Source organism: Mucilaginibacter straminoryzae (assembly GCF_022953055.1).
GTDB lineage: Bacteria > Bacteroidota > Bacteroidia > Sphingobacteriales > Sphingobacteriaceae > Mucilaginibacter > Mucilaginibacter straminoryzae.
Window position 1 is genome coordinate 488,633 of sequence record NZ_JALJEJ010000003.1, and the last position, 19,146, is coordinate 507,778.

At 44.8% G+C, this 19,146-nt stretch carries 20 protein-coding genes; 10 read left to right on the forward strand and 10 right to left on the reverse strand.

What is annotated here, in order from left to right:
* Nucleotides 1-67: 67 nt before the first annotated feature.
* The 8 genes from MUY27_RS09155 (at nt 68) to MUY27_RS09190 (ending at nt 7,727) form a co-directional block, all read left to right on the forward strand.
* On the forward strand, nt 68-1,090 hold the full coding sequence (locus MUY27_RS09155; RefSeq protein ID WP_245129705.1) for an aldehyde dehydrogenase family protein: 1,023 nt from the start codon (nt 68-70) through the stop codon (nt 1,088-1,090).
* Between the two features lie 100 nt (nt 1,091-1,190).
* On the forward strand, nt 1,191-1,394 hold the full coding sequence (locus tag MUY27_RS09160) for a fructose-6-phosphate aldolase (RefSeq protein WP_245129706.1): 204 nt from the start codon (nt 1,191-1,193) through the stop codon (nt 1,392-1,394).
* Nucleotides 1,395-1,401: 7 nt separating this feature from the next.
* A complete protein-coding gene (locus MUY27_RS09165) occupies nt 1,402-2,088 on the forward strand; it encodes a cell division ATP-binding protein FtsE (protein ID WP_245129707.1) in 687 nt (228 codons plus the stop codon).
* 171 nt (nt 2,089-2,259) lie between these two features.
* Nucleotides 2,260-2,892: a nucleotide exchange factor GrpE gene (locus MUY27_RS09170; protein ID WP_245129708.1), complete on the forward strand. Its 633-nt coding sequence runs from the start codon at nt 2,260-2,262 to the stop codon at nt 2,890-2,892.
* A gap of 93 nt (nt 2,893-2,985) precedes the next feature.
* On the forward strand, nt 2,986-4,152 hold the full coding sequence (gene dnaJ / locus MUY27_RS09175; RefSeq protein ID WP_245129709.1) for a molecular chaperone DnaJ: 1,167 nt from the start codon (nt 2,986-2,988) through the stop codon (nt 4,150-4,152).
* Between the two features lie 429 nt (nt 4,153-4,581).
* Nucleotides 4,582-5,490, forward strand: coding sequence for an ABC transporter ATP-binding protein (locus tag MUY27_RS09180; protein ID WP_245129710.1), 909 nt, complete (start codon nt 4,582-4,584; stop codon nt 5,488-5,490).
* Nucleotides 5,491-5,494: 4 nt separating this feature from the next.
* The gene (locus tag MUY27_RS09185; protein ID WP_245129711.1) at nt 5,495-6,739 is read left to right on the forward strand and encodes an ABC transporter permease; all 1,245 of its coding nucleotides are present in this window, start codon (nt 5,495-5,497) and stop codon (nt 6,737-6,739) included.
* A 61-nt stretch (nt 6,740-6,800) separates the two neighbouring features.
* On the forward strand, nt 6,801-7,727 hold the full coding sequence (locus tag MUY27_RS09190) for a Ppx/GppA phosphatase family protein (protein WP_245129712.1): 927 nt from the start codon (nt 6,801-6,803) through the stop codon (nt 7,725-7,727).
* Here the strand turns inward: MUY27_RS09190 and MUY27_RS09195 are convergent.
* The gene (locus MUY27_RS09195) at nt 7,716-8,429 is read right to left on the reverse strand and encodes a carboxypeptidase-like regulatory domain-containing protein (RefSeq protein WP_245129713.1); all 714 of its coding nucleotides are present in this window, start codon (nt 8,427-8,429) and stop codon (nt 7,716-7,718) included. The genes MUY27_RS09190 and MUY27_RS09195 overlap by 12 nt on opposite strands.
* A 277-nt stretch (nt 8,430-8,706) precedes the next feature.
* Between MUY27_RS09195 and MUY27_RS09200 the strand changes: the two genes are divergently transcribed.
* Entirely contained in the window at nt 8,707-10,569 is a 1,863-nt protein-coding gene (locus MUY27_RS09200; protein ID WP_245129714.1) for a M1 family metallopeptidase, read from the forward strand.
* A gap of 21 nt (nt 10,570-10,590) precedes the next feature.
* Here the strand turns inward: MUY27_RS09200 and MUY27_RS09205 are convergent, their stop codons facing one another.
* The 5 genes from MUY27_RS09205 to MUY27_RS09225 are packed head-to-tail and all read right to left on the reverse strand — an operon-like array spanning nt 10,591 to nt 13,153.
* Complete coding sequence (locus MUY27_RS09205; protein WP_245129715.1) at nt 10,591-11,175, reverse strand: Maf family nucleotide pyrophosphatase; 585 nt, start codon at nt 11,173-11,175, stop codon at nt 10,591-10,593.
* A gap of 41 nt (nt 11,176-11,216) precedes the next feature.
* A complete protein-coding gene (locus MUY27_RS09210) occupies nt 11,217-11,729 on the reverse strand; it encodes a KdsC family phosphatase (protein ID WP_245129716.1) in 513 nt (170 codons plus the stop codon).
* A 23-nt stretch (nt 11,730-11,752) separates the two neighbouring features.
* Nucleotides 11,753-11,992: a Fe-S cluster assembly protein IscX gene (gene iscX / locus MUY27_RS09215; protein WP_245129717.1), complete on the reverse strand. Its 240-nt coding sequence runs from the start codon at nt 11,990-11,992 to the stop codon at nt 11,753-11,755.
* A gap of 26 nt (nt 11,993-12,018) precedes the next feature.
* On the reverse strand, nt 12,019-12,351 hold the full coding sequence (locus MUY27_RS09220) for a 2Fe-2S iron-sulfur cluster-binding protein (protein ID WP_245129718.1): 333 nt from the start codon (nt 12,349-12,351) through the stop codon (nt 12,019-12,021).
* Nucleotides 12,352-12,385: 34 nt separating this feature from the next.
* Entirely contained in the window at nt 12,386-13,153 is a 768-nt protein-coding gene (locus tag MUY27_RS09225; protein ID WP_245129719.1) for a Rossmann-like and DUF2520 domain-containing protein, read from the reverse strand.
* A gap of 83 nt (nt 13,154-13,236) precedes the next feature.
* On the opposite strand from MUY27_RS09225, the gene MUY27_RS09230 reads away from it, so the two are divergent.
* Nucleotides 13,237-14,157: an alpha/beta fold hydrolase gene (locus MUY27_RS09230; RefSeq protein ID WP_245129720.1), complete on the forward strand. Its 921-nt coding sequence runs from the start codon at nt 13,237-13,239 to the stop codon at nt 14,155-14,157.
* A 76-nt stretch (nt 14,158-14,233) separates the two neighbouring features.
* Here the strand turns inward: MUY27_RS09230 and ccsA are convergent, their stop codons facing one another.
* From ccsA to MUY27_RS09250, 4 genes are all read right to left on the reverse strand, one after another.
* Nucleotides 14,234-16,732, reverse strand: a complete 2,499-nt coding sequence (ccsA, locus tag MUY27_RS09235; RefSeq protein ID WP_245129721.1) for a cytochrome c biogenesis protein CcsA — start codon at nt 16,730-16,732, stop codon at nt 14,234-14,236.
* Nucleotides 16,733-16,739: 7 nt separating this feature from the next.
* Entirely contained in the window at nt 16,740-17,153 is a 414-nt protein-coding gene (locus MUY27_RS09240; RefSeq protein ID WP_245129722.1) for a cytochrome c maturation protein CcmE domain-containing protein, read from the reverse strand.
* A gap of 291 nt (nt 17,154-17,444) precedes the next feature.
* Nucleotides 17,445-18,881 carry a Glu/Leu/Phe/Val family dehydrogenase gene (locus MUY27_RS09245; RefSeq protein WP_245129723.1) on the reverse strand — a complete coding sequence of 479 codons (1,437 nt, stop codon included), beginning with the start codon at nt 18,879-18,881 and terminating at the stop codon, nt 17,445-17,447.
* A gap of 41 nt (nt 18,882-18,922) precedes the next feature.
* On the reverse strand, nt 18,923-19,129 hold the full coding sequence (locus tag MUY27_RS09250; protein ID WP_245129724.1) for a CcmD family protein: 207 nt from the start codon (nt 19,127-19,129) through the stop codon (nt 18,923-18,925).
* Between the last annotated feature and the right edge of the window lie 17 nt (nt 19,130-19,146).

The window sequence follows — 19,146 nt, forward strand, 5'->3', positions numbered from 1 at the left end:
GCACTTTATTTAGTGCTTGCAAATATAACAAAAAACGCATAACAGGGTTTAAAAAAACCTTATCTATATGACGCTAACAGACAAAAATCATCTCATAGAAATATTCACCAGCCTTGGCAGGCAATTAGCAGAACCGGACGAAACGCTTTCTGCCGTTATTCGTAACGAAAGCTTTCATAATGCATGGTTTACACCAGAAAATGTAAAGCATTCCGTACGGGCAATTGGCCACATGCTTAACACGGAAGATCTGCAAAAATGGCTTAGCAATTACAAAACGGGCGCAAGCTATCCTAAACGCGTCGGCCTGATCCTGGCCGGTAATATCCCGATGGTGGGCTTTCATGATATTCTTTGTGTGCTGGCTACGGGTAACATCGCCCTGATTAAACTATCTTCTCAGGATTCGCGGCTGATCCGACATGTCATGCAAATGCTGATAGAAATTGAGCCGGAGTTGAAGAATCAGATCATTTTTACAGATCGCCTGCAGGATTTTGATGCCATCATCGCCACCGGCAGCAACAACACCTCACGCTATTTCGACTACTATTTTGGTAAGGTACCTAACATCATTCGCAAGAACAGAAACAGCATCGGCGTATTAAGCGGATACGAAACAGATGCTGAACTGAACCTTTTAGGCCACGATATTTTTGATTACTACGGTTTGGGTTGCCGCAATGTATCTAGCTTATTAGTACCCGAAGGATACGATTTTACCAAATTTTTCGAAGCGATCGAAAGCTTCCACCCAATTATCAATCACCACAAATACCACAATAACTACGATTACAACAAGGCAATTTACCTGGTTAACAAACAGCACCACCTGGATAACGGGTTCCTGCTGTTGAAGCAGGACGAGAAGCTTGCTTCGCAGCTGGCCGTGCTGTTTTACCAAACCTACGCAACACTTGATGAGGCCGTAAATAAACTGAATGCGCATGCCGAAGAAATTCAGTGCGTGGTCACACAGATGCAACTGGATGTTAAGAGCCAGTTGGTAGGCTTCGGACAAAGCCAGGCACCTAAATTATGGGATTATGCCGATGGGGTGGATACGATGCAATTCTTGTCAAATCTTTAAAATAACAATACCTTTGAGGGAAGGACACATAGACGATGGACAAAGGACAATATCAATTTTAATCTTTGGTCTTTCATCTATAGTCTGAAAATCCAGTAAAATGTATATCATTAAAGTAAAAGGCGTTGCCAAAATACCCGACTATGTGCAGTTGCGCGATGATAAGTTTACGCTACTGGCTTATTTTAGGGTAGACCGTCCGGACAAATCACTGGATAAGGTCGGCCTGGGCGATAAAGCCGATTACATTATGAACCTGGTGAAAGAACTACCTTTCGGCCAGATCCTTAAACTCGAACTCTGATTTCAATATGATTGGAAATTCTATTATAAAACTGAGCGGCGTTGATATCTTTCAGCAAAAGCACCTGGTACTTTCTAATGTAAACCTGCACGTAGACAAGGGCGACTTTGTATGGCTGATTGGCCAGACCGGTTCCGGAAAAAGCAGTTTGCTGAAAGTAATTTACGGCGATCTAAAGATTACTACCGGCGAAGGCCATGCCGGAGGGTATGACCTGAAAGCCATTGCAGACAAAGATATCCCCTTCCTTCGCCGAAAGCTGGGTATTGTTTTCCAGGATTTCCAATTGCTTACAGACCGCACTGTAGAACAAAACCTGGAGTTTGTGATGAAAGCTACCGGCTGGAAGGATAAAAAATTGATCTCTGAACGCACGCTCGATGTGCTTGAAAAAGTGGGTCTGCGTTCTAAAATAAAGAAAATGCCGCACGAGCTTTCTGGCGGCGAGCAGCAGCGCGTGGTTATTGCCCGTGCCTTGATCAACGATCCGGAGATTATCCTCGCCGACGAACCTACCGGGAACCTTGACCCCGATACTTCTGAAGAAATTGTGATGCTGTTGAAACAGATCAGTATGAATTCGAATACGGCCGTGCTGATTGCCACGCACGATTACCACATCATCCGCGCCTTCCCTTCACGCATTGTGAAATGCGAGAACGGCCAGGTGATTGAAGATGGGAAAGCTGTTTAACTTCAGTCGATAGTTCATGGTTGATAGCCTCTATTAATGCTATTAACTATGATCGATGACCTACCATCTAAAAACCCTGCCAATTTGAAAGTGACATTCTAACAAATGCTGACAGGGTGTCCCGTTTTAGGGCTATGGCAGGATACTTGATTTGCCAATAAAAACAATCACATGATTTTACGAAACATGCTGAAAAAGAAGAAATCTCAGGAAGCATCAGAAAATATAAATAACGTGAGTACAGAACAGAACCAGAAAGAACAAGAACAAAACGTGCAGGCAGAAGAATTAAATAACGATACCACAACTGCTACAGACGAAACCACTACTGAAAATACCGAAGCTGCGCAACCTGCAGCTGAAGAGAAGTTTAAAGCAGAACTTGCACAGGCAAATGATAAATACCTGCGCTTATATGCAGAATTTGACAACTATAAACGCCGTACCTCTAAAGAGCGTGTAGAACTGTTGCAAACTGCTGGTCGTGAAGTAATTGTATCGCTACTACCTGTACTGGATGATTTTGAGCGCGCTTTGAAAGCTATGGAAAACGCGAACGACGTTGTAGCGGTTAAAGAAGGTGTTGCGCTTGTTCAAAACAAACTGAAGCATATTTTAACCAGTAAGGGACTGAAGGAAATGGAAGCAAAAGGCGCAGCCTTTGATGCTGACCTTCATGAGGCGATTACCAATATACCTGCCCCTACAGACGATTTAAAAGGCAAAGTAGTTGATGAATTAGAAAAAGGTTACTTGTTGAATGACAAGGTGATCCGCTTTGCGAAGGTTGTTGTAGGAGCGTAAGTAGTTATTAAGTTAATAAGTTATTGGTTATTGAGTTTGGTTGCCGGTTCATAGGTAACTTAATAACTCAGTAACATAATAACATTAAATATTATGGCAAAAAGAGATTATTACGACGTACTTGGTGTTGCTAAGGGCGCAAGCGCGGATGACATTAAAAAGGCATACCGCAAAATGGCCATTAAATACCACCCGGATAAAAACCCGGGCGATAAGCAGGCAGAAGAAAACTTTAAAGAAGCTGCCGAAGCTTATGAGGTATTAAGCAACCCTGAAAAGCGCCAGCGGTACGACCAGTTTGGCCATGCGGCCAATGCCGGCTCGGCAGCAGGCGGCTATGGCGGCCAGGGTATGAATATGGATGACATATTCAGCCAGTTTGGCGATATTTTTGGCGGCGGCAGTCCGTTCGAAAGCTTCTTTGGCGGTGGTCGCCAGAGCGGCGGCGGTGGTGGCGGCCGTCGTGTGGCGCGGGGCAGCAACCTGCGTATTAAGGTAAAACTGACGCTGGAAGAAATTGCCAACGGCACCGAGAAGAAAATAAAAGTTAACAAGCAGGTAGTTTGTAAAACCTGTGATGGCACCGGTGCTAAAGATAAGTCGGCTTTCCAAACCTGTCAGACTTGCGGCGGTAGCGGCGCAGTGCGCAGGGTGACCAATACCATACTGGGCCAGATGCAAACTACCAGCACCTGCCCTACCTGTAACGGCGAAGGCAGCGTGATCACTTCAAAATGTAACGTTTGCCATGGAGATGGCGTTGTTCGTGGCGAGGAAACCATCAGCATCAACATTCCTGCCGGTGTAAGCGAAGGCATGCAATTGAGCATGAGCGGCAAAGGTAATGCAGCCCCTCGTGGCGGCGTACCGGGCGACTTGATCATCCTGATCGAAGAGCTGCCGCACGAAACGCTCAAACGCGATGGCAACAACGTGATCTTTGACCTGCATATCAGCTTTATTGATGCCGCTTTAGGTACCAGTGTTGAAGTGCCTACTATTGATGGCAAAGCTAAGATCAAAATAGAACCAGGAACACAGGGTGGCAAGATCCTTCGCCTGAAAGGTAAGGGTGTGCCGGAAGTAAACTCTTATCATCGCGGAGATCAACTGATCCATATAAACATCTGGACACCAAAAGCCTTAAACCGCGAAGAGCGCGAACTGCTGGAAAAACTGCAAAACTCGCCCAACTTTAAACCTAACCCGGGTAAGAACGAAAAAGGTTTCTTTGAACGGATGAAGGAATATTTTGAGTAAAAGCCGTTTTAGAAGCAAGAGCCGAGAGACAATAATCAAGATTTTCTAAAACGAACGTCATGCTGAGGCTCTCGAAGCATAGACATTCGATAAAGAAAAACGCTGCCGGAAAACCGGCGGCGTAGATTCAAGAAGCAAGACTTTCTGAAACGAATGTCATGCTGAGGCTCTCGAAGCACAGACATTCGACAAAAAGAAAAACGCTGACGGAGAACCGGCGGCGTAGATTCAAGAAGCAAGACTTTCTGGAACGAATGTCATGCTGAGGCTCTCGAAGCATAGACATTCGACAAAAAGAAAAACGCTGCCGGAAAACCGGTGGCGTTTTTTTGTTTATCAATTTTTAATTAAATAATTACTTATATCTTGTAACAACTATTGTAACCTGTTCTCTAAAATTAAAATCACTAAACTATCTTATTAAATCCAATGCTTAGCATACGTCACATTGTGAAACAATATGCCGGCCACACGGCGTTAAACGATGTAAGCTTAGAAGTAGAAAGCGGTAAAATATTCGGCCTGCTGGGACCGAATGGTGCCGGTAAAACTTCGCTTATCCGCATCATCAACCAAATTACCGCGCCAGATTCAGGCGAAGTTTACTTCAATGGCGAGCGGCTGAACCAGTCGCACATCGAGCGCATCGGTTATCTGCCCGAAGAACGCGGCCTGTACAAGAAAATGGAGATCGGCGAGCAGATCGTTTACCTGGCGCGATTGAAGGGCCTGAGCCGCCACGAGGCGACCAAGCGCATCAAATACTGGTTCGAGAAACTGCAGATTGAAAACTGGTGGCACAAAAAAGTAGAAGAACTTTCAAAGGGTATGCAGCAAAAGGCACAGTTTGTGGCAACGGTGTTGCATGAACCCGAATTGCTCATCCTCGACGAACCTTTCAGCGGTTTCGATCCTGTAAATGCCGAGGTGATCAAGGACGAGATTCTGGAACTAAACCGTAAAGGTGCTACCATCCTATTCTCCACCCACCGCATGGAATCTGTTGAAGAACTTTGCGATTCTATTGCCCTGATTAACAAATCGCAAAAGATCCTTGATGGAAAAGTGAAAGCCATCCGCAAATCTTACCGGAATGATACTTATCTGGTAGAATATGCGGGCGAGCAGATCAGCTTTAACGGCAACGAGCCTTTTGAGCAATTAGCCGAATTAGGCGAAGACGACGGCGCTTATATGGTTAAACTGAAACTTAAACCTGGCGCAGATTCAAACAGTGTGTTACAGTACTTTATCCCTCGCGTGCGCGTAAATATGCTGCAAGAGGTAATCCCTACCATGCACGAAATTTTCATTGAAAAAGTAAACCAAATCGGATAAGCTCATGAACAAAGTTCTACTCATTATACAACGGGAATATCTTACACGTGTAAAGAAAAGATCATTTGTGATCATGATCTTTGTGGTGCCGCTGCTTATACTGGCGATGGGTGCGGTGATTAAGTTTATCGCCAAGAAAAGCGGCGAAATTACCAGTCTGCAAACCGTAAACGTGGTCGACTCTACCGGGGCCTTTGCAGGGCAGTTTCACAACGTGCCGAACATTAAATTTCAAACCCTTAATGTAACACTGGCGCAGGCTAAGTTAAGCTCTAAAGAAAATGAAGACGTTTTCACACTATACATTCCGGCCAAATTCAACCCTAAAGCACCCATTCAGATCTATTCAAAAAAGAAACCTCCGCTGCCGCTTACTACGCAGATAGAAAAGCAGATGAACGATATTGCGATTGCCAACAGCTTTAAAGAGCAGCATATTGATACAGCCATTGTTAACCACATCCGCAAAACGGATATTTCTGTAAGCCCTGTCGAACTAACAGAAACCGGTGATAAGAAAACCAGTATGGGTGCAAACATCGGGGTGGGCATTTCTTGCGCCATTCTCATCTATATGTCCATCTTTATTTATGGTGCACAGGTGATGCGTGGCGTAATTGAAGAAAAAACAAACCGGATTATTGAAGTGGTGATCTCTTCAGTAAAGCCTTTCCAATTGATGCTGGGCAAAATTATCGGCGTAGGTTTGGTTGGCCTAACACAATTTGGCGCGTGGACAGTCCTTTCGGTAGTTGCCGCTAAAGTAGCGGGGCAATCCTCACAGGTGGGTATCATGAACTTTCTGAGCGCTATCCAAACCATACCTTTTGGTTTTATCCTTGGTTGCTTTGTCTTTTACTTCACCAGCGGTTACTTGTTATATAGCGCCCTGTTTGCAGCGGTAGGCTCTGCAGTAGATAGCGAAACAGAAACCCAACAGTTTATGTTTCCGATCACGTTGCCGCTGCTGTTTACTTACATCCTGTCTGTTTCGGTATTATTCCAGGCGCCTAACAGTCCGCTGGCGGTTTGGCTTTCTATCATTCCGTTTACCGCCCCTGTTGCCATGATGGTACGTCTGCCATTTGATCCGCCTGTTTGGCAGATCGCGGTTTCTATGGCCTTAATGGTTGTCGGGTTTTTATTCACCACTTATGTGGCTTCCCGTATATACCGCGTAGGTGTGCTGATGTACGGTAAAAAAGCAAGCTTTAAAGAACTAAGCAAATGGTTCTTTTACAAAGAATAGTAATTTCATTTACTTTGATATTTTTGAAGCGGGAGCCCTTATAGCTCCCGCTTTTTTGCTTATGAAAAAACGCGTAGCTGTAATGGACCTGGGGACAAACACCTTTCACCTGCTGATTGCAGAGGGAGATGCCGATAATTTTGAGGTATTGAAACATGAAACTGTGCCGGTAAAGTTGGGCGAAGGCGGAATTAATAAAGGCTATATTCTGGAAGCACCTTTCGAACGCGGGGTAACTACCATGAAAGCTTTCGGCGCGTCTATTCACTCCTTTGACGTACAGGGCATAAAAACACTTGCCACATCTGCCCTTCGCAATGCCGCAAACGGAAAAGATTTTATCGAAGCTGTAAAAGCGCAAGCGGGAATAGAAATCACGGTGATTGACGGCGAAACCGAAGCTAATTATATCTACTTAGGCGTTAAGGCTTCCGGCTGTCTAAGCGAAGAAAAAAGCCTGATCATTGATATCGGAGGCGGCAGTGTAGAATTTATCATCTGCAATGTGAACCAGGTGTTCTGGAAACACAGCTTTGAGATAGGAGCGGCACGTTTAATGGACAAGTTCCATAAAACCGATCCCATCAATCAGGAATCAATCGAACAGCTGCATCACTACTTAGACGAAGCGCTGGACCTGTTGTTTCAGCAATTAAAAAAACATCAGATAAATAGTCTTGTTGGTTCGTCCGGGTCTTTTGAAACCTTTGCAGAACTAACCGAATACCATCATGGCCGGGAAATAGAGGTTGATGCGATTAAGAAATATGAATTTAATTGCGATATACTCCAAACGATACTGCAAAACATTATAGAATCCACACATCAGCAACGCGCAGCCAATCCGCGTATTACACCTGTCAGGGTAGATATGGTGGTGGTAGCGGCAGTGTTAACCCGGTATTGTATTGCTAAAGTAAATCCAGATCATCTGCTTCTCTCCACCTATGCGCTAAAGGAAGGTGCTTTGGCCGAATTAATGGTGTGAACGGAAGAGGTTTTTTATTTTGATAAGCTGCCTTTTCATAAACGGTACTTTTTTATACGAGACAAAGCCAAGCTCACCCAATACCGTAGTGCTCAATTGCAAGGTAATTTCTGAGTATTGCTTACCCGGGCGGACGTTTAACGTTTTGGTGTAGAAACCAACCATCGCAACCGTGATTTTATCATCATTAAATTGGCCTGAAATAGCAAAATGCCCGTTCACGTCCGCCACTACCGTTTGCAACCCATATTTAACAGTCGCGCCCGGCAAAGTATTGCCACTCTCATCTTTCACTACCCCGCTTAGCTCTATACGCTGTGCTATAGTATCATGTGCTGCCCGATCACGGTGCTGATCTACAATAACGGTTTGATTTACTTTAGGTTTAGCATAACTACCTTTGTTAACTGCGAGCCCAGCCAGCAATACAATGGCTACTGCACTTCTCGTCCACCAGTTTGAGTTAGCTGCCGGCTTGCTGATGTAGCTATTCAAGGCATCCAACTGCCCATCATTAAACTTAGCGCAGATACTACTGCTTGCTTTCAGTATATCAATGATCTGTTGATGAGATAGGTCGGCAAAGTTGTGAACCACTTTTTTACAACTTGAGCAATAGCGTCCCTTTTCGGCCGGGCTCATTAAGTTCCAATCCTCGCGGCATGGGTTTTTGATGGTAATTTGGGTGAAAGAAGTATTCATCGTCGGTTATTTTAAATAGAGATGCAGGCTTAGCCGTAATTCCATAAATGACGCTGAACTTTTTCCATTTTTAATGAATTCGCCCGCACAACTTCGGCGAATAATAAATGATTTGTATATTGCTATCGTCTAATACTCTTGCCTCTACCCCATGAAAATCTTTACATCTTGCATTTTTTGTTTTTTTTGTTTTTTCAGCAAGACTCAAGCTCAGGATAGCAGGAACAATGCGGATACCGTATCAAGCATCTACAATCCGCAATTGCTTTTCGCTCCTTTGTTTCATCAAACCCGCGGAAATGAAGTTCATGCCGCTAATGGAAACCCTGGCGCCAAACACTGGCAAAACCGGGCCGATTACCAGTTAAAGGTTGCCATTGATACCGCCAGTAATGAACTGACGGGGACTGCTGTAATCACTTATACCAATAACAGTCCGGACGAGCTTTCTTACCTCTGGTTACAACTGGATCAGAACACGTATAAGAGTGATGCGCGCAGTAATTATTTTAAAGGCGATGTCCCTAAACAGCATACGACCGGCTATCAGTTCGTGAGTGTGGAAACCGTTGCAGATAAAGACAAACCGACAAAAGCCAATTATATCGTCACCGATACCCGGATGCAGATCAGGCTGGCAAAACCTTTAGCCGCTAACGGCGGAAAAATAAATATCTTGGTTACCTATAAATACACCATCCCCGGCGAATTTGGTGGCCGTACAGATTACTTCAAAACTAAAAACGGCAAAATATATGAGGTGGCGCAATGGTACCCGCGGATGTGTGTTTATGACGACGCGCAGGGCTGGGATACACTACCGTTCTTAGGCAGCGGAGAATTTTACCTGGAATATGGCGACTTTGATTACGAAGTTACCGTTCCCGCTAACATGCTGGTTGCTGGTTCAGGCGAATTGGTGAATCCGAAAGAGGTACTAACCGCCGTGCAAATGGCCCGGCTGGAAGAAGCGCGAAACAGCGATAAAACGGTAATGATCCGCTCAGCTTCTGAAATTAACAATCCCGCTTCCAGACCTACTGCTAAAGGCACGCTTACCTGGCATTTCAAAATGGCTAACACCCGCGATGTAGCTTTCGGCGCGTCTGCTGCCTACATCTGGGATGCCGCAAGGGTAAATCTTCCTAACGGAAAAAAATCATTGGCCATGTCTGTTTACCCTGTTGAAAGCGCGGGCGACAATGCCTGGAACAGGGCAACAGAATACCTGAAAGGATCAATTGAACATTTCTCTAAAAAATGGTTCCCCTACCCCTATCCAACTGCTATAAACGAGGCCGGCGTTGCGGGTGGAATGGAATATCCGGGCATTGTTTTCGATGGTATCAATGACAAAGGCAAAGAGCTGTTCTGGGTAACCGCGCACGAGATCGGGCATAACTGGTTCCCGATGATCGTAGGGTCTAACGAGCGGCGCTATGGTTGGATGGACGAGGGCTTTAACACCTTCATAGACATTTATGCTTCGGACGCGTTTAATAAGGGCGAATATGCCCCTAAGCGCGATGATGAATACGCACCCGGCGGCACTAATCCGGCAGATGAGATCGCGAAGATTATCAGCGATCCGAAGGCTCCGGTGATTATGACCACCCCGGACGCAACGCCTGAAAAATACCGTCACCCGATCACCTATTTTAAACCTGCATTTGGGCTGGTGCTGCTCCGCGAGCAAATCCTTGGCAAAGAACGGTTCGACTATGCTTTCCGGAATTATACTAAAGAATGGGCATTTAAACATCCACAACCTGAAGACTTTTTCCGCTCCATGGAAAACGCCGCAGGGGAAGATCTATCCTGGTTCTGGCGGGGATGGTATTTTAACAATTACGCATACGACGCTGCTGTTACCAATGTGCATTACAACGATAAAGATGTAAAAAAGGGCATTAGTGTAACCGTTGTGAACAAAGATCTGATGGCCTTTCCAATGAACCTGGAAGTGAAATATAAAGACGGCGGCGAATTACGGATGCACCTGCCTGTAGAAACCTGGCTACAGAATCAACGGATCACGTTTACCATCCCGACTACACGCGCTGTTGATTTCGTAAAACTTGACCCAGACAACGCGTTACCCGATTACAACAGGACTAACAACATCGCCAAAATCAAATAAAAAAGCTAAAAATAAAGGAAATTATTGCTTTACCAGCCTGATCAACTGCTGGTAAAGTTTCTCGGTAGGCAGCCCTACCACATTGGTGTATGAGCCGTTGATGCGTTCAATAGCGGTAAGCCCGATCCACTCCTGGATACCATAGGCACCTGCTTTGTCAAACGGTTTGTATTGCGATACGTAAGCCGTGATCTCTTCATCGGTAAGCTTCCGGAAGAACACTTCTGATACATCAAAAAACTTATTGTATTCGCCTTTGTACAAAATGCACACGCCGGTAATCACCCGGTGTACACGGCCCGAAAGCAGTTGAAGCATTTCAACGGCGTGCGCCGCATCTTCGGGTTTGCCCAATATCTGGTCGTCAATACAAACAATAGTGTCTGCGGTAACCACTATTTCGCCGTTCAGTTCGCCATCATAAGCCTTTGCCTTCTGCTCCGCAATATAAACAGCCACTTCTTCGGGCTTCAGTTCCTCGGGGTAAGACTCGTCAACTTCTTTCAATACTACCTTAAAATCAAAATCGAGCAAACGGATCAGCTCCTGCCTGCGCGGAGATTTAGAGGCCAGTATGATCTGCGGAAGTTGGTGAATACCTTTCATAAGAAACAGTTGATGATTAATGATAGTATCAAAGTTGGCTATTACCAGGTATAAGCCTGGGCACCAAGCCATTTTTGCTGAACCTTAAGTACTTTTTCAATAACATCGCGAACGCAGCCGCGGCCACCAACAAAAGGGGAAACGTACGAACATACTGCTTTGATCTCCTCGGCAGCATCTGCAGGGCATACGGCAATACCGGCGAGTTTCATTACTTCAAGGTCCGGAATATCATCACCCATGTACATCACGTTCAAGGGTTTGATGTGCTTCTCTTCCAGGTAGATCTTAAAGTTTTCTGTTTTGGTATGCGCGCCGATGTAAACATCCTTAACGCCGAGGCTGTTAAGCCGGTGAAGAGATATTTTAGAGCGGCTGCCGGATATAGCGGCCACATTGTAGCCCAGCTTTACCGCTAATTGCACCGCATAACCGTCTTTAATATTAAACTGCCTGAACTGTTCGCCGGTTTCGGTTACATAAACCGAGCCGTCAGTCATCACGCCGTCCACATCAAAAACAAAAGTGGTTATCTCTTTCAGAATATCAAGCATGGTTACAAATAGATCCCTTGAAATTATTGATTATCACGCCATTCATAAACCCAGGCGCTCTGGATTTGCTCCAGGTGGCCCTCGTTACTTTCTTCGCGGGTACCCACAAAATTGGGTAAGCTTAACACCCACTCCAGCAAATCGGTGAAACGGATACGATAGATCTTTGACTCATCAAAGTCGTCACCGAATTTCTCATACAAACCCATTGCAATATCCTCGTAATCGTTCCAATGGATAGGTAGTTCAAATTTATCTTGCATCTTATTACGTTAAATAATAGCGTCAGTTAATGTCCTAAAAACTGCGATTGGTCTGGTATGGTTACTTCAATATCTCCGTCGATAATTACACACTGGCAACCCAGACGCGAGGTGATACGCGGGTTTACAGCACGATCGATAAAGTCTTCTTCTTTATCAGATATCTCCTGGATATTATCCATTCCTTTGTTCACATAAATGTGGCAGGTACTACAGCCGCAAACACCGCCGCAGTTGTGCTGAAGCTCTATACCGTTTTCAAGACAGACGTCTAAAACCGATTCTCCTTCTGCAATCGGCAGCACCACCGGTTCGTGATCCTTCTCCTCGAAATTTATCTTGACGTTGTAAACATTCATCGGGCAAAAGTAACAAAATTAACGAGCCTTGTGTTTAGCTTGACTTCATTTTAGTGATGCCTTCGCTTAATAATCGGTAAATATTTTGTAAAAAAACATCGTCTTGCAGCATGCCCAGATGCGCCTGCATTGTTTTCTCATCATTTCTTACCGCAGGGCCAGTTTGCACCGCATTCGGTAAGCTATGCTGTACTTTATCGGCAGTTTCAAGTACCAAAGGCCGCAGCAAATCAAAGTCCAGGCCGTTAGCCGCCAGCAACCCTCTTGCTATTTCATAAAGGTAGTTGGGAAAGTTACAGGCAAATACGGCAGAGAGATGCAGTATTTTCCGCTGTTCTGTACTAACTTCATAAACCCGGTTACTGATATCGCGGCCTAAATGCGTCAAAATATTTCTTACAGATTCGCTTGCTGCTTCTATGCAAAGCGGCACTTCCCTAAAGTTTACTTCTTTTTGCTTGCTGAAAGTTTGCAGCGGATAAAACACGCCCGAATGCTCGCCAAATCTTTTCAGCGCAGCCAATGGGGTAGCTCCGGAGGTGTGGACAACAGGCTTCTCCTCTACCGCTAACTGACTGGCAATTGTGATAATAGCGTCATCTTTTACAGAAATGATATACAAATCCGCGTCGGCTTTGATCGCGTTTATATCATTAACAGCCTCGGCCTTAACATGATAGGCCAATAACGCTGCATGGTCTAAATGAGGGCTATAAACCTGCCATATGGCGTGACCGGCATTTTTTAGGGCTGCCGCCAGATGAGTGGCTACATTACCAGAACCAAGAATAGTTATTCGCATACGTTAGCTTTTTGTACCAGCTCCAAGTATAAGATAAATTTAAAAATTAGTTATATTACAACCATTAACCTTACTGTCACGAGATGAGAATAGTCAGATTAACGGGTATTGTTGTGGTATTTCTGGTGATCTGTATCGCCATACTTACTTCTGCCCTGTTCTTTTTTAAGAACGTTGAGAAAAAAAACCTGACGGATGAAGATAGAAAACGCGCAGGCGGCAATTATATCACCCTCAAAAACGGCAGCACCCATTACCAGGTAGCAGGCCCCGATACCGGCAAAGTTGTTATTTTGCTACACGGTTTCAGCGTGCCCTATTATATCTGGGATGGCACATTTGAATACCTGGCGAAACAAGGTTTTCGTGTGGTACGGTACGACATGTATGGCCGCGGGTATTCTGAACGTCCATCCGTTACTTATCATAACCAATTATACCTGGATCAGCTTCACGAGCTTATAACGGCCCTGAAGTTAAAACAACCGGTATCATTGGCGGGTGTATCCTTCGGCGGAGGGGTAGCTACCGATTTTGCAGGCGCTTATCCAGGCCTGGTGAATAAAGTAGTTCTGGTAGACCCGGTCTATCAGCTCACACGCCCTGAAGTGCCTCAGTTCGTCACACTTTTTGATGAAGCCATGACGCCGGACAAGCGCGCGTTAAACCAGGTGAATGATTTTAAATATCCGAAGCAATACCCTAACTGGCCTACTAAATACAAAGACCAAATGACTTATCGTGGTTTCAGATGGGCCATCGCATCAACAGAATACAACTATCATTTTGTGGGTAAAGAGAGTTATGCGAAGCTAAAGCAAACCAAGAAACCAGTATTACTGATCTGGGGTAAAGATGACAAGACCGTTCCATTCAAATTCAGCGATTCTATAAGGGCTATCCTTCATCCGCAGTTTCTTGCAGTTGACGACGCCGCGCACCTTCCTATTATCGAAAAACCGGAATTGGTAAACAAGCAGATCGCAGAATTTTTAAAGCGGTAAAAGCAATACTCCAAGCAACTGTATTAGTAAAATCAGCAGCCTAATAGAATCATATCAAGGTTGAAAAACCCTTCCCCTACGCCTCGACGTGCTGTTTCTGGTAAGCTACCTTTTTGCCCGAACCTGTTCTTGAAAGCTCCTGGTTCCTGCGGAAAATAGATAGCAGGAAGCCAATTACCATGATGATAGTGCCGCTCCAGAAGAAATTGATATACGGGAAATTGATCGCCCGCATCACAATGTAAGGCTTCTTACTCTCTGGCTGCTGGTATACCGTAATTTCAAACTTATTCTGCTCGGGTACAATTTTAGTAAAGCGTAACTTCAGCCCTGCTTCATCTACCTTGCGCGAAAAATCAAATACGTTACCATCCTTGATCATGTAGATCGGCTGTGCCTTATAGGTTTGCCCGTGCGATTGTATTTCTAGCATGGCACTCACCGCCACGTCTTTATCTTTCAACGGAATGTTTTGTACGTGAGCTTCTTTCTGCAGCCCTTTCAATATCATGAAGCCCTCACGGAAACGGATAGTATCCCCTACGGTTACCGTGTGTGCTACCGGCGCATCATAGTTCTTATTGTCATCCTCCTCGGTGTGTTCGTCATCTCCGGCAGCGTCCAAATCACTTTTAATCGGCGCCATCGTGATGTGGGTATACAAATCGTGGAACAGGTAGTGTTTGGTATCAGGTGAAGAAACCAGTCCCATCTTACGGTTAGCCTGCGAATTTGGCTTCAGCACGAATTCCTCTGTCACCTTGCCATTCGCATCTACCTTTTTGTAATCCACCTTAAAGTAATGGTTCGGCTTCGCAATAGAATCACCGATATAAGTAACCATATAGTCGCCCATTTTTATCGGCTGGTTCTTATACAGCATAATGTTCTCTTTCGGGTTAGAGGTTTTAGCAAACTCATCCCCGAAACCAATGCCGCTGTTATTTTCAGAAACCACTTTACTGGTACCTGCTGCAATAAGGGCACCTACCAATATTAAACCAAAACCGATATGCGCAACTGCAGAGCCTGCCAGTTTCAACTTACCTTTAAACGCATCTGATAATATTTTTGCGTTCGTCAGCAGCGAATACACCGCCCCGATCATCACCAGGGTAAATACAAAATGTAATTTGTACAAACCGGTTGCATAGGCGATTAAAAAGCCGATAAGCGCAGAAAAGAACAGATAGATACCTGTACTGATAAAGAATTTGGCAGTATCAGTTTTTTTGTATTTCAGGAATTGCGAGAAGCCTGTCAATATCGTCACCACTACCGCAAATGAGGCCTGGATAACGTTATAATGTTTTACCGGTTCTGTCGGTGGGGCCAGCTTAGTGCCAAAAATCCAGTTCCAAACCGGGATAGAGGTAACAAGGATAAGGTGGAAGCAGGAAAGACCTAAAAATATTGCTCCAACAAATAACCAGAACTCGCGAGAGTAGGTTTCCTCGTCCTTTTTAGTAATCGGCATATCCTTACGGCGCGCAATCAGCAAGCCTACGGTGATGGCCAGGAAGATGAGTACATCTATCACCAGGTGCCACTTCATACCCAGGTCTGTAAAGGCGTGAACAGAAGTTTCGCCCAAAATACCGCTACGGGTAAGGAATGAAGCATATAGTACCAGCACAAAACTGATTAGTACCAGGAAGGTAGCGGTGAAATAAGAATGACCAGTATTTTTGTAGACAATTAAAACGTGTACGGCACCAATTAGGGTCAACCAGGGAATCATAGAAGCATTCTCTACCGGATCCCATGCCCAGAAGCCACCGAAGTTAAGCGACTCATACGCCCAGAAAGAACCCATGATAATCCCTGTACCCAAAATCATAACCGCAAAAAGCGAGTAAGTGATAGCAGGCTGGATCCACTCCTGGTAACGTTTTTGCCATAAGCCTGCAATTGCATAGGCAAATGGCACCACCATAGATGCAAAACCCAGGAACAGGGTTGGCGGGTGAATCACCATCCAATAATTTTGCAGTAACGGGTTTAAGCCGTTACCGTCTTTAATGAAACTCATGTAATCCGAACGACTGAAGATTGGCCCCGGAATTGCCTCACGCAATAAGATAAATGGTGAACTGCCTACGCGCGTCCCGAATATCTCCACCCCGATCAGCATAGATGCCAGCAGGGCTTGAGATAAGGCGACGATGGTCATCACCGGTTTCTCCCAGCTCTTGGCTCTCCAGATCAGCAAATTGCCTAAAAGCCCTTGCCAGAAACACCATAGCCAGAAGCTGCCTTCCTGCCCTTCCCAGTAGCTGGAAATGATATAATATACCGGTAACGTACGTGAAGAGTGCGCCCAGGCATAATGGTATTCAAATAGATGATTATAAATAATATAGAAAAGGCAAACGCCGATACCAATTACAGACAGGGTATTAACGAAATAACCGATACGGCCTAACTTAAGCCATGAATTATCCTGAAGGGTTTTATCGGTAGTAGCAAAATAATAGCTGATAGCAGATAACAATGCCGAACCGAACGACAGAATGATAAAGAACTGGCCCAGTTGACCGGGTAAAAGGTGTTCGCCTTGAAAAGCTGTACTCATTAAATAACTATAGGTTTGCCGATTTATTGGCCTTGGTTTCTGTAATCTCTACTTTATCCTGGGTGTATTTAGACGGGCATTTCATCAGAATTTTAGAAGCATGAAACTCCTTACCCTGCATTTGGCCGGTTAAAACAATCTGCTCGGAACGTTCAAAATCCTGCGGCTTTGTACCAGTGAATACCACTTTGCACTCCTCGCCCCTGTTATCCGTCATGTAGAAAGAGAAGTAATTAGCATCCTTCGTGGCATCGTAATACAACTCTTTGTTTTTTACCAGATGGCCTACCACCTGTAAAGGTGAGCTGGTTTTACTGGCATCGGTAAAAGTACCGTAAGTACTGGAACTGGAGTAGGTGCTGATGATTACTGCAATAGCAACAGCAATAACAATGATACCTATGATAGAACTCTTTTTCATGAATTTGTACTTTGCGTTGAAAGGATTTGCAAAAATACAAAACGCGCGGTTAATAATGTTTATTACAAGTTCTATATGTTATTTAGAATTGTTCTTTAATTGCCTAAGGTGATAATAGGATGACAAATCGAAGATGTCAAAAAGTATATCATCTTGAAACAAAGTGAAAGTTGTTCTTAGATGTAAGCCTTAAGAAGATTTCTCCTCGTTCCTCGTCGAAATGACAATAGTCAGCAAACAAAAAGAGCCGCCCGTTGAGGCAGCTCTTGATTCTTGTTTCTTGTCTCTGGATTATGGCCAAACACCAAGGTTTTGGTAAGAAACGGCAATTTTATTAATCGCGCCGACAAATGCCGCCGTACGCAAGGTGTCTATCTTGCTGTTGTTCTTGTAAGTCTCGCGGATCTCGTGGTAAGAACGGATCATGGTGTCTTCCAAACCTGAATTCACCAGCTCTAACTCTGAAGCGCCTTTGATGATGGTGGCACGCTGAACAGGTGTTAAAGAAACCCCGGTAATACCCTCTACCATGTTTACCAGGTTAAGGTTAGAGTTTTCTTCGAAACGACGGTTCATACGACCGAATGCTACGTGAGAAAGATTTTTCAACCATTCGAAGTAAGATACAGTTACACCGCCGGCATTGGCATACATATCCGGAATGATGATACCGCCCGCTTCATAAAAAGCAGCTTCAGCTTCTGGTGTAGTTGGTCCGTTTGCCCCTTCTGCAATAATTTTAGCTTTGATGCGGCCAACATTTTCTGATGTGATCTGGTTTTCCAGCGCAGCCGGAACAAGGATATCGCAAGGTTGCTCAAGCCCTTCTCCGGAGTTTTTAAACTCTTGCGTTGCGCCTGCATAACCCAGGATAGAACCTGTAGCTTTACGATGATTGAACACAGCATCAATGTCCAGCCCATCCGGATTATAGATTGCACCTTCATATTCACAAAGCCCTACGATTAACGCACCAAACTCGGCCAGGAATTTTGCCGAGTGGTAACCTACGTTACCCAAACCTTGCACAATTACTTTTTTACCCGAAATACCCGGGGTAAGGCCTAATTTCTGCATGTCCTCTCCTACGCTTACACACTCGCGGATAGAAATAGCCACACCACGGCCGGTAGCCTCGCGGCGGCCTGCAATACCATGTAAAGCAATTGGCTTACCGGTAACACATCCTAACGCGTCTAACTGCCCGGGGTTCATGGTGGCATAAGTATCAGCAATCCAGCTCATTTCACGTTCGCCAGAACCATAATCTGGTGCCGGTACGTCTATGCTTGGGCCGATGAAGTTTTTCTTGGCTAATTCTACTGTATAACGGCGGGTAATGTTTTCCAGCTCCTGAACAGTATAATTTTTAGGGTTGATGCGGATACCGCCCTTGGCACCACCGAACGGTACGTTCACGATGGCACATTTATAGGTCATCAAAGCAGCAAGCGCCATCACTTCATCTTCGTTCACCATGTCGCTGTAACGGATACCGCCTTTGGTAGGTGACTGGTGATGCGAGTGCTCTACGCGCCATGCATCAATTACTTCGAAACCATTGCCTTTACGGATAGGGAAACGGAAACGGTAAACGCTATTGCATGATTTGATCTGATCTAATAAACCGGCATCGTGTTTGGTAAATTGTGCTGCATAATCAAAGTTTTTGCACACATCCCCGAAGAAATGGGTGTCTCCGTAGACAGCATTATTGTTAGTAGCCATAAATAAAATATTAGGTATATAAATTGGTTAAACGTAAAAAACTACTTGTCGTTTTCAAGTTTTTTCAGGCGGCGGTCTATCATAAACAGGTAGATGGCCAAACCGATAAAAACAATCACAATAGTTGATACCACAACATAAATTTTTCCTGAGCTGCGCAGCGTGTCGGCCATTTCAACTCCGGCGGGCTGGGCGAAGGTGGCAGCACAACAAAACAACAACACTGCAATCAGAATCAGCTTTTTCATTCTTATAATTTTTTAAA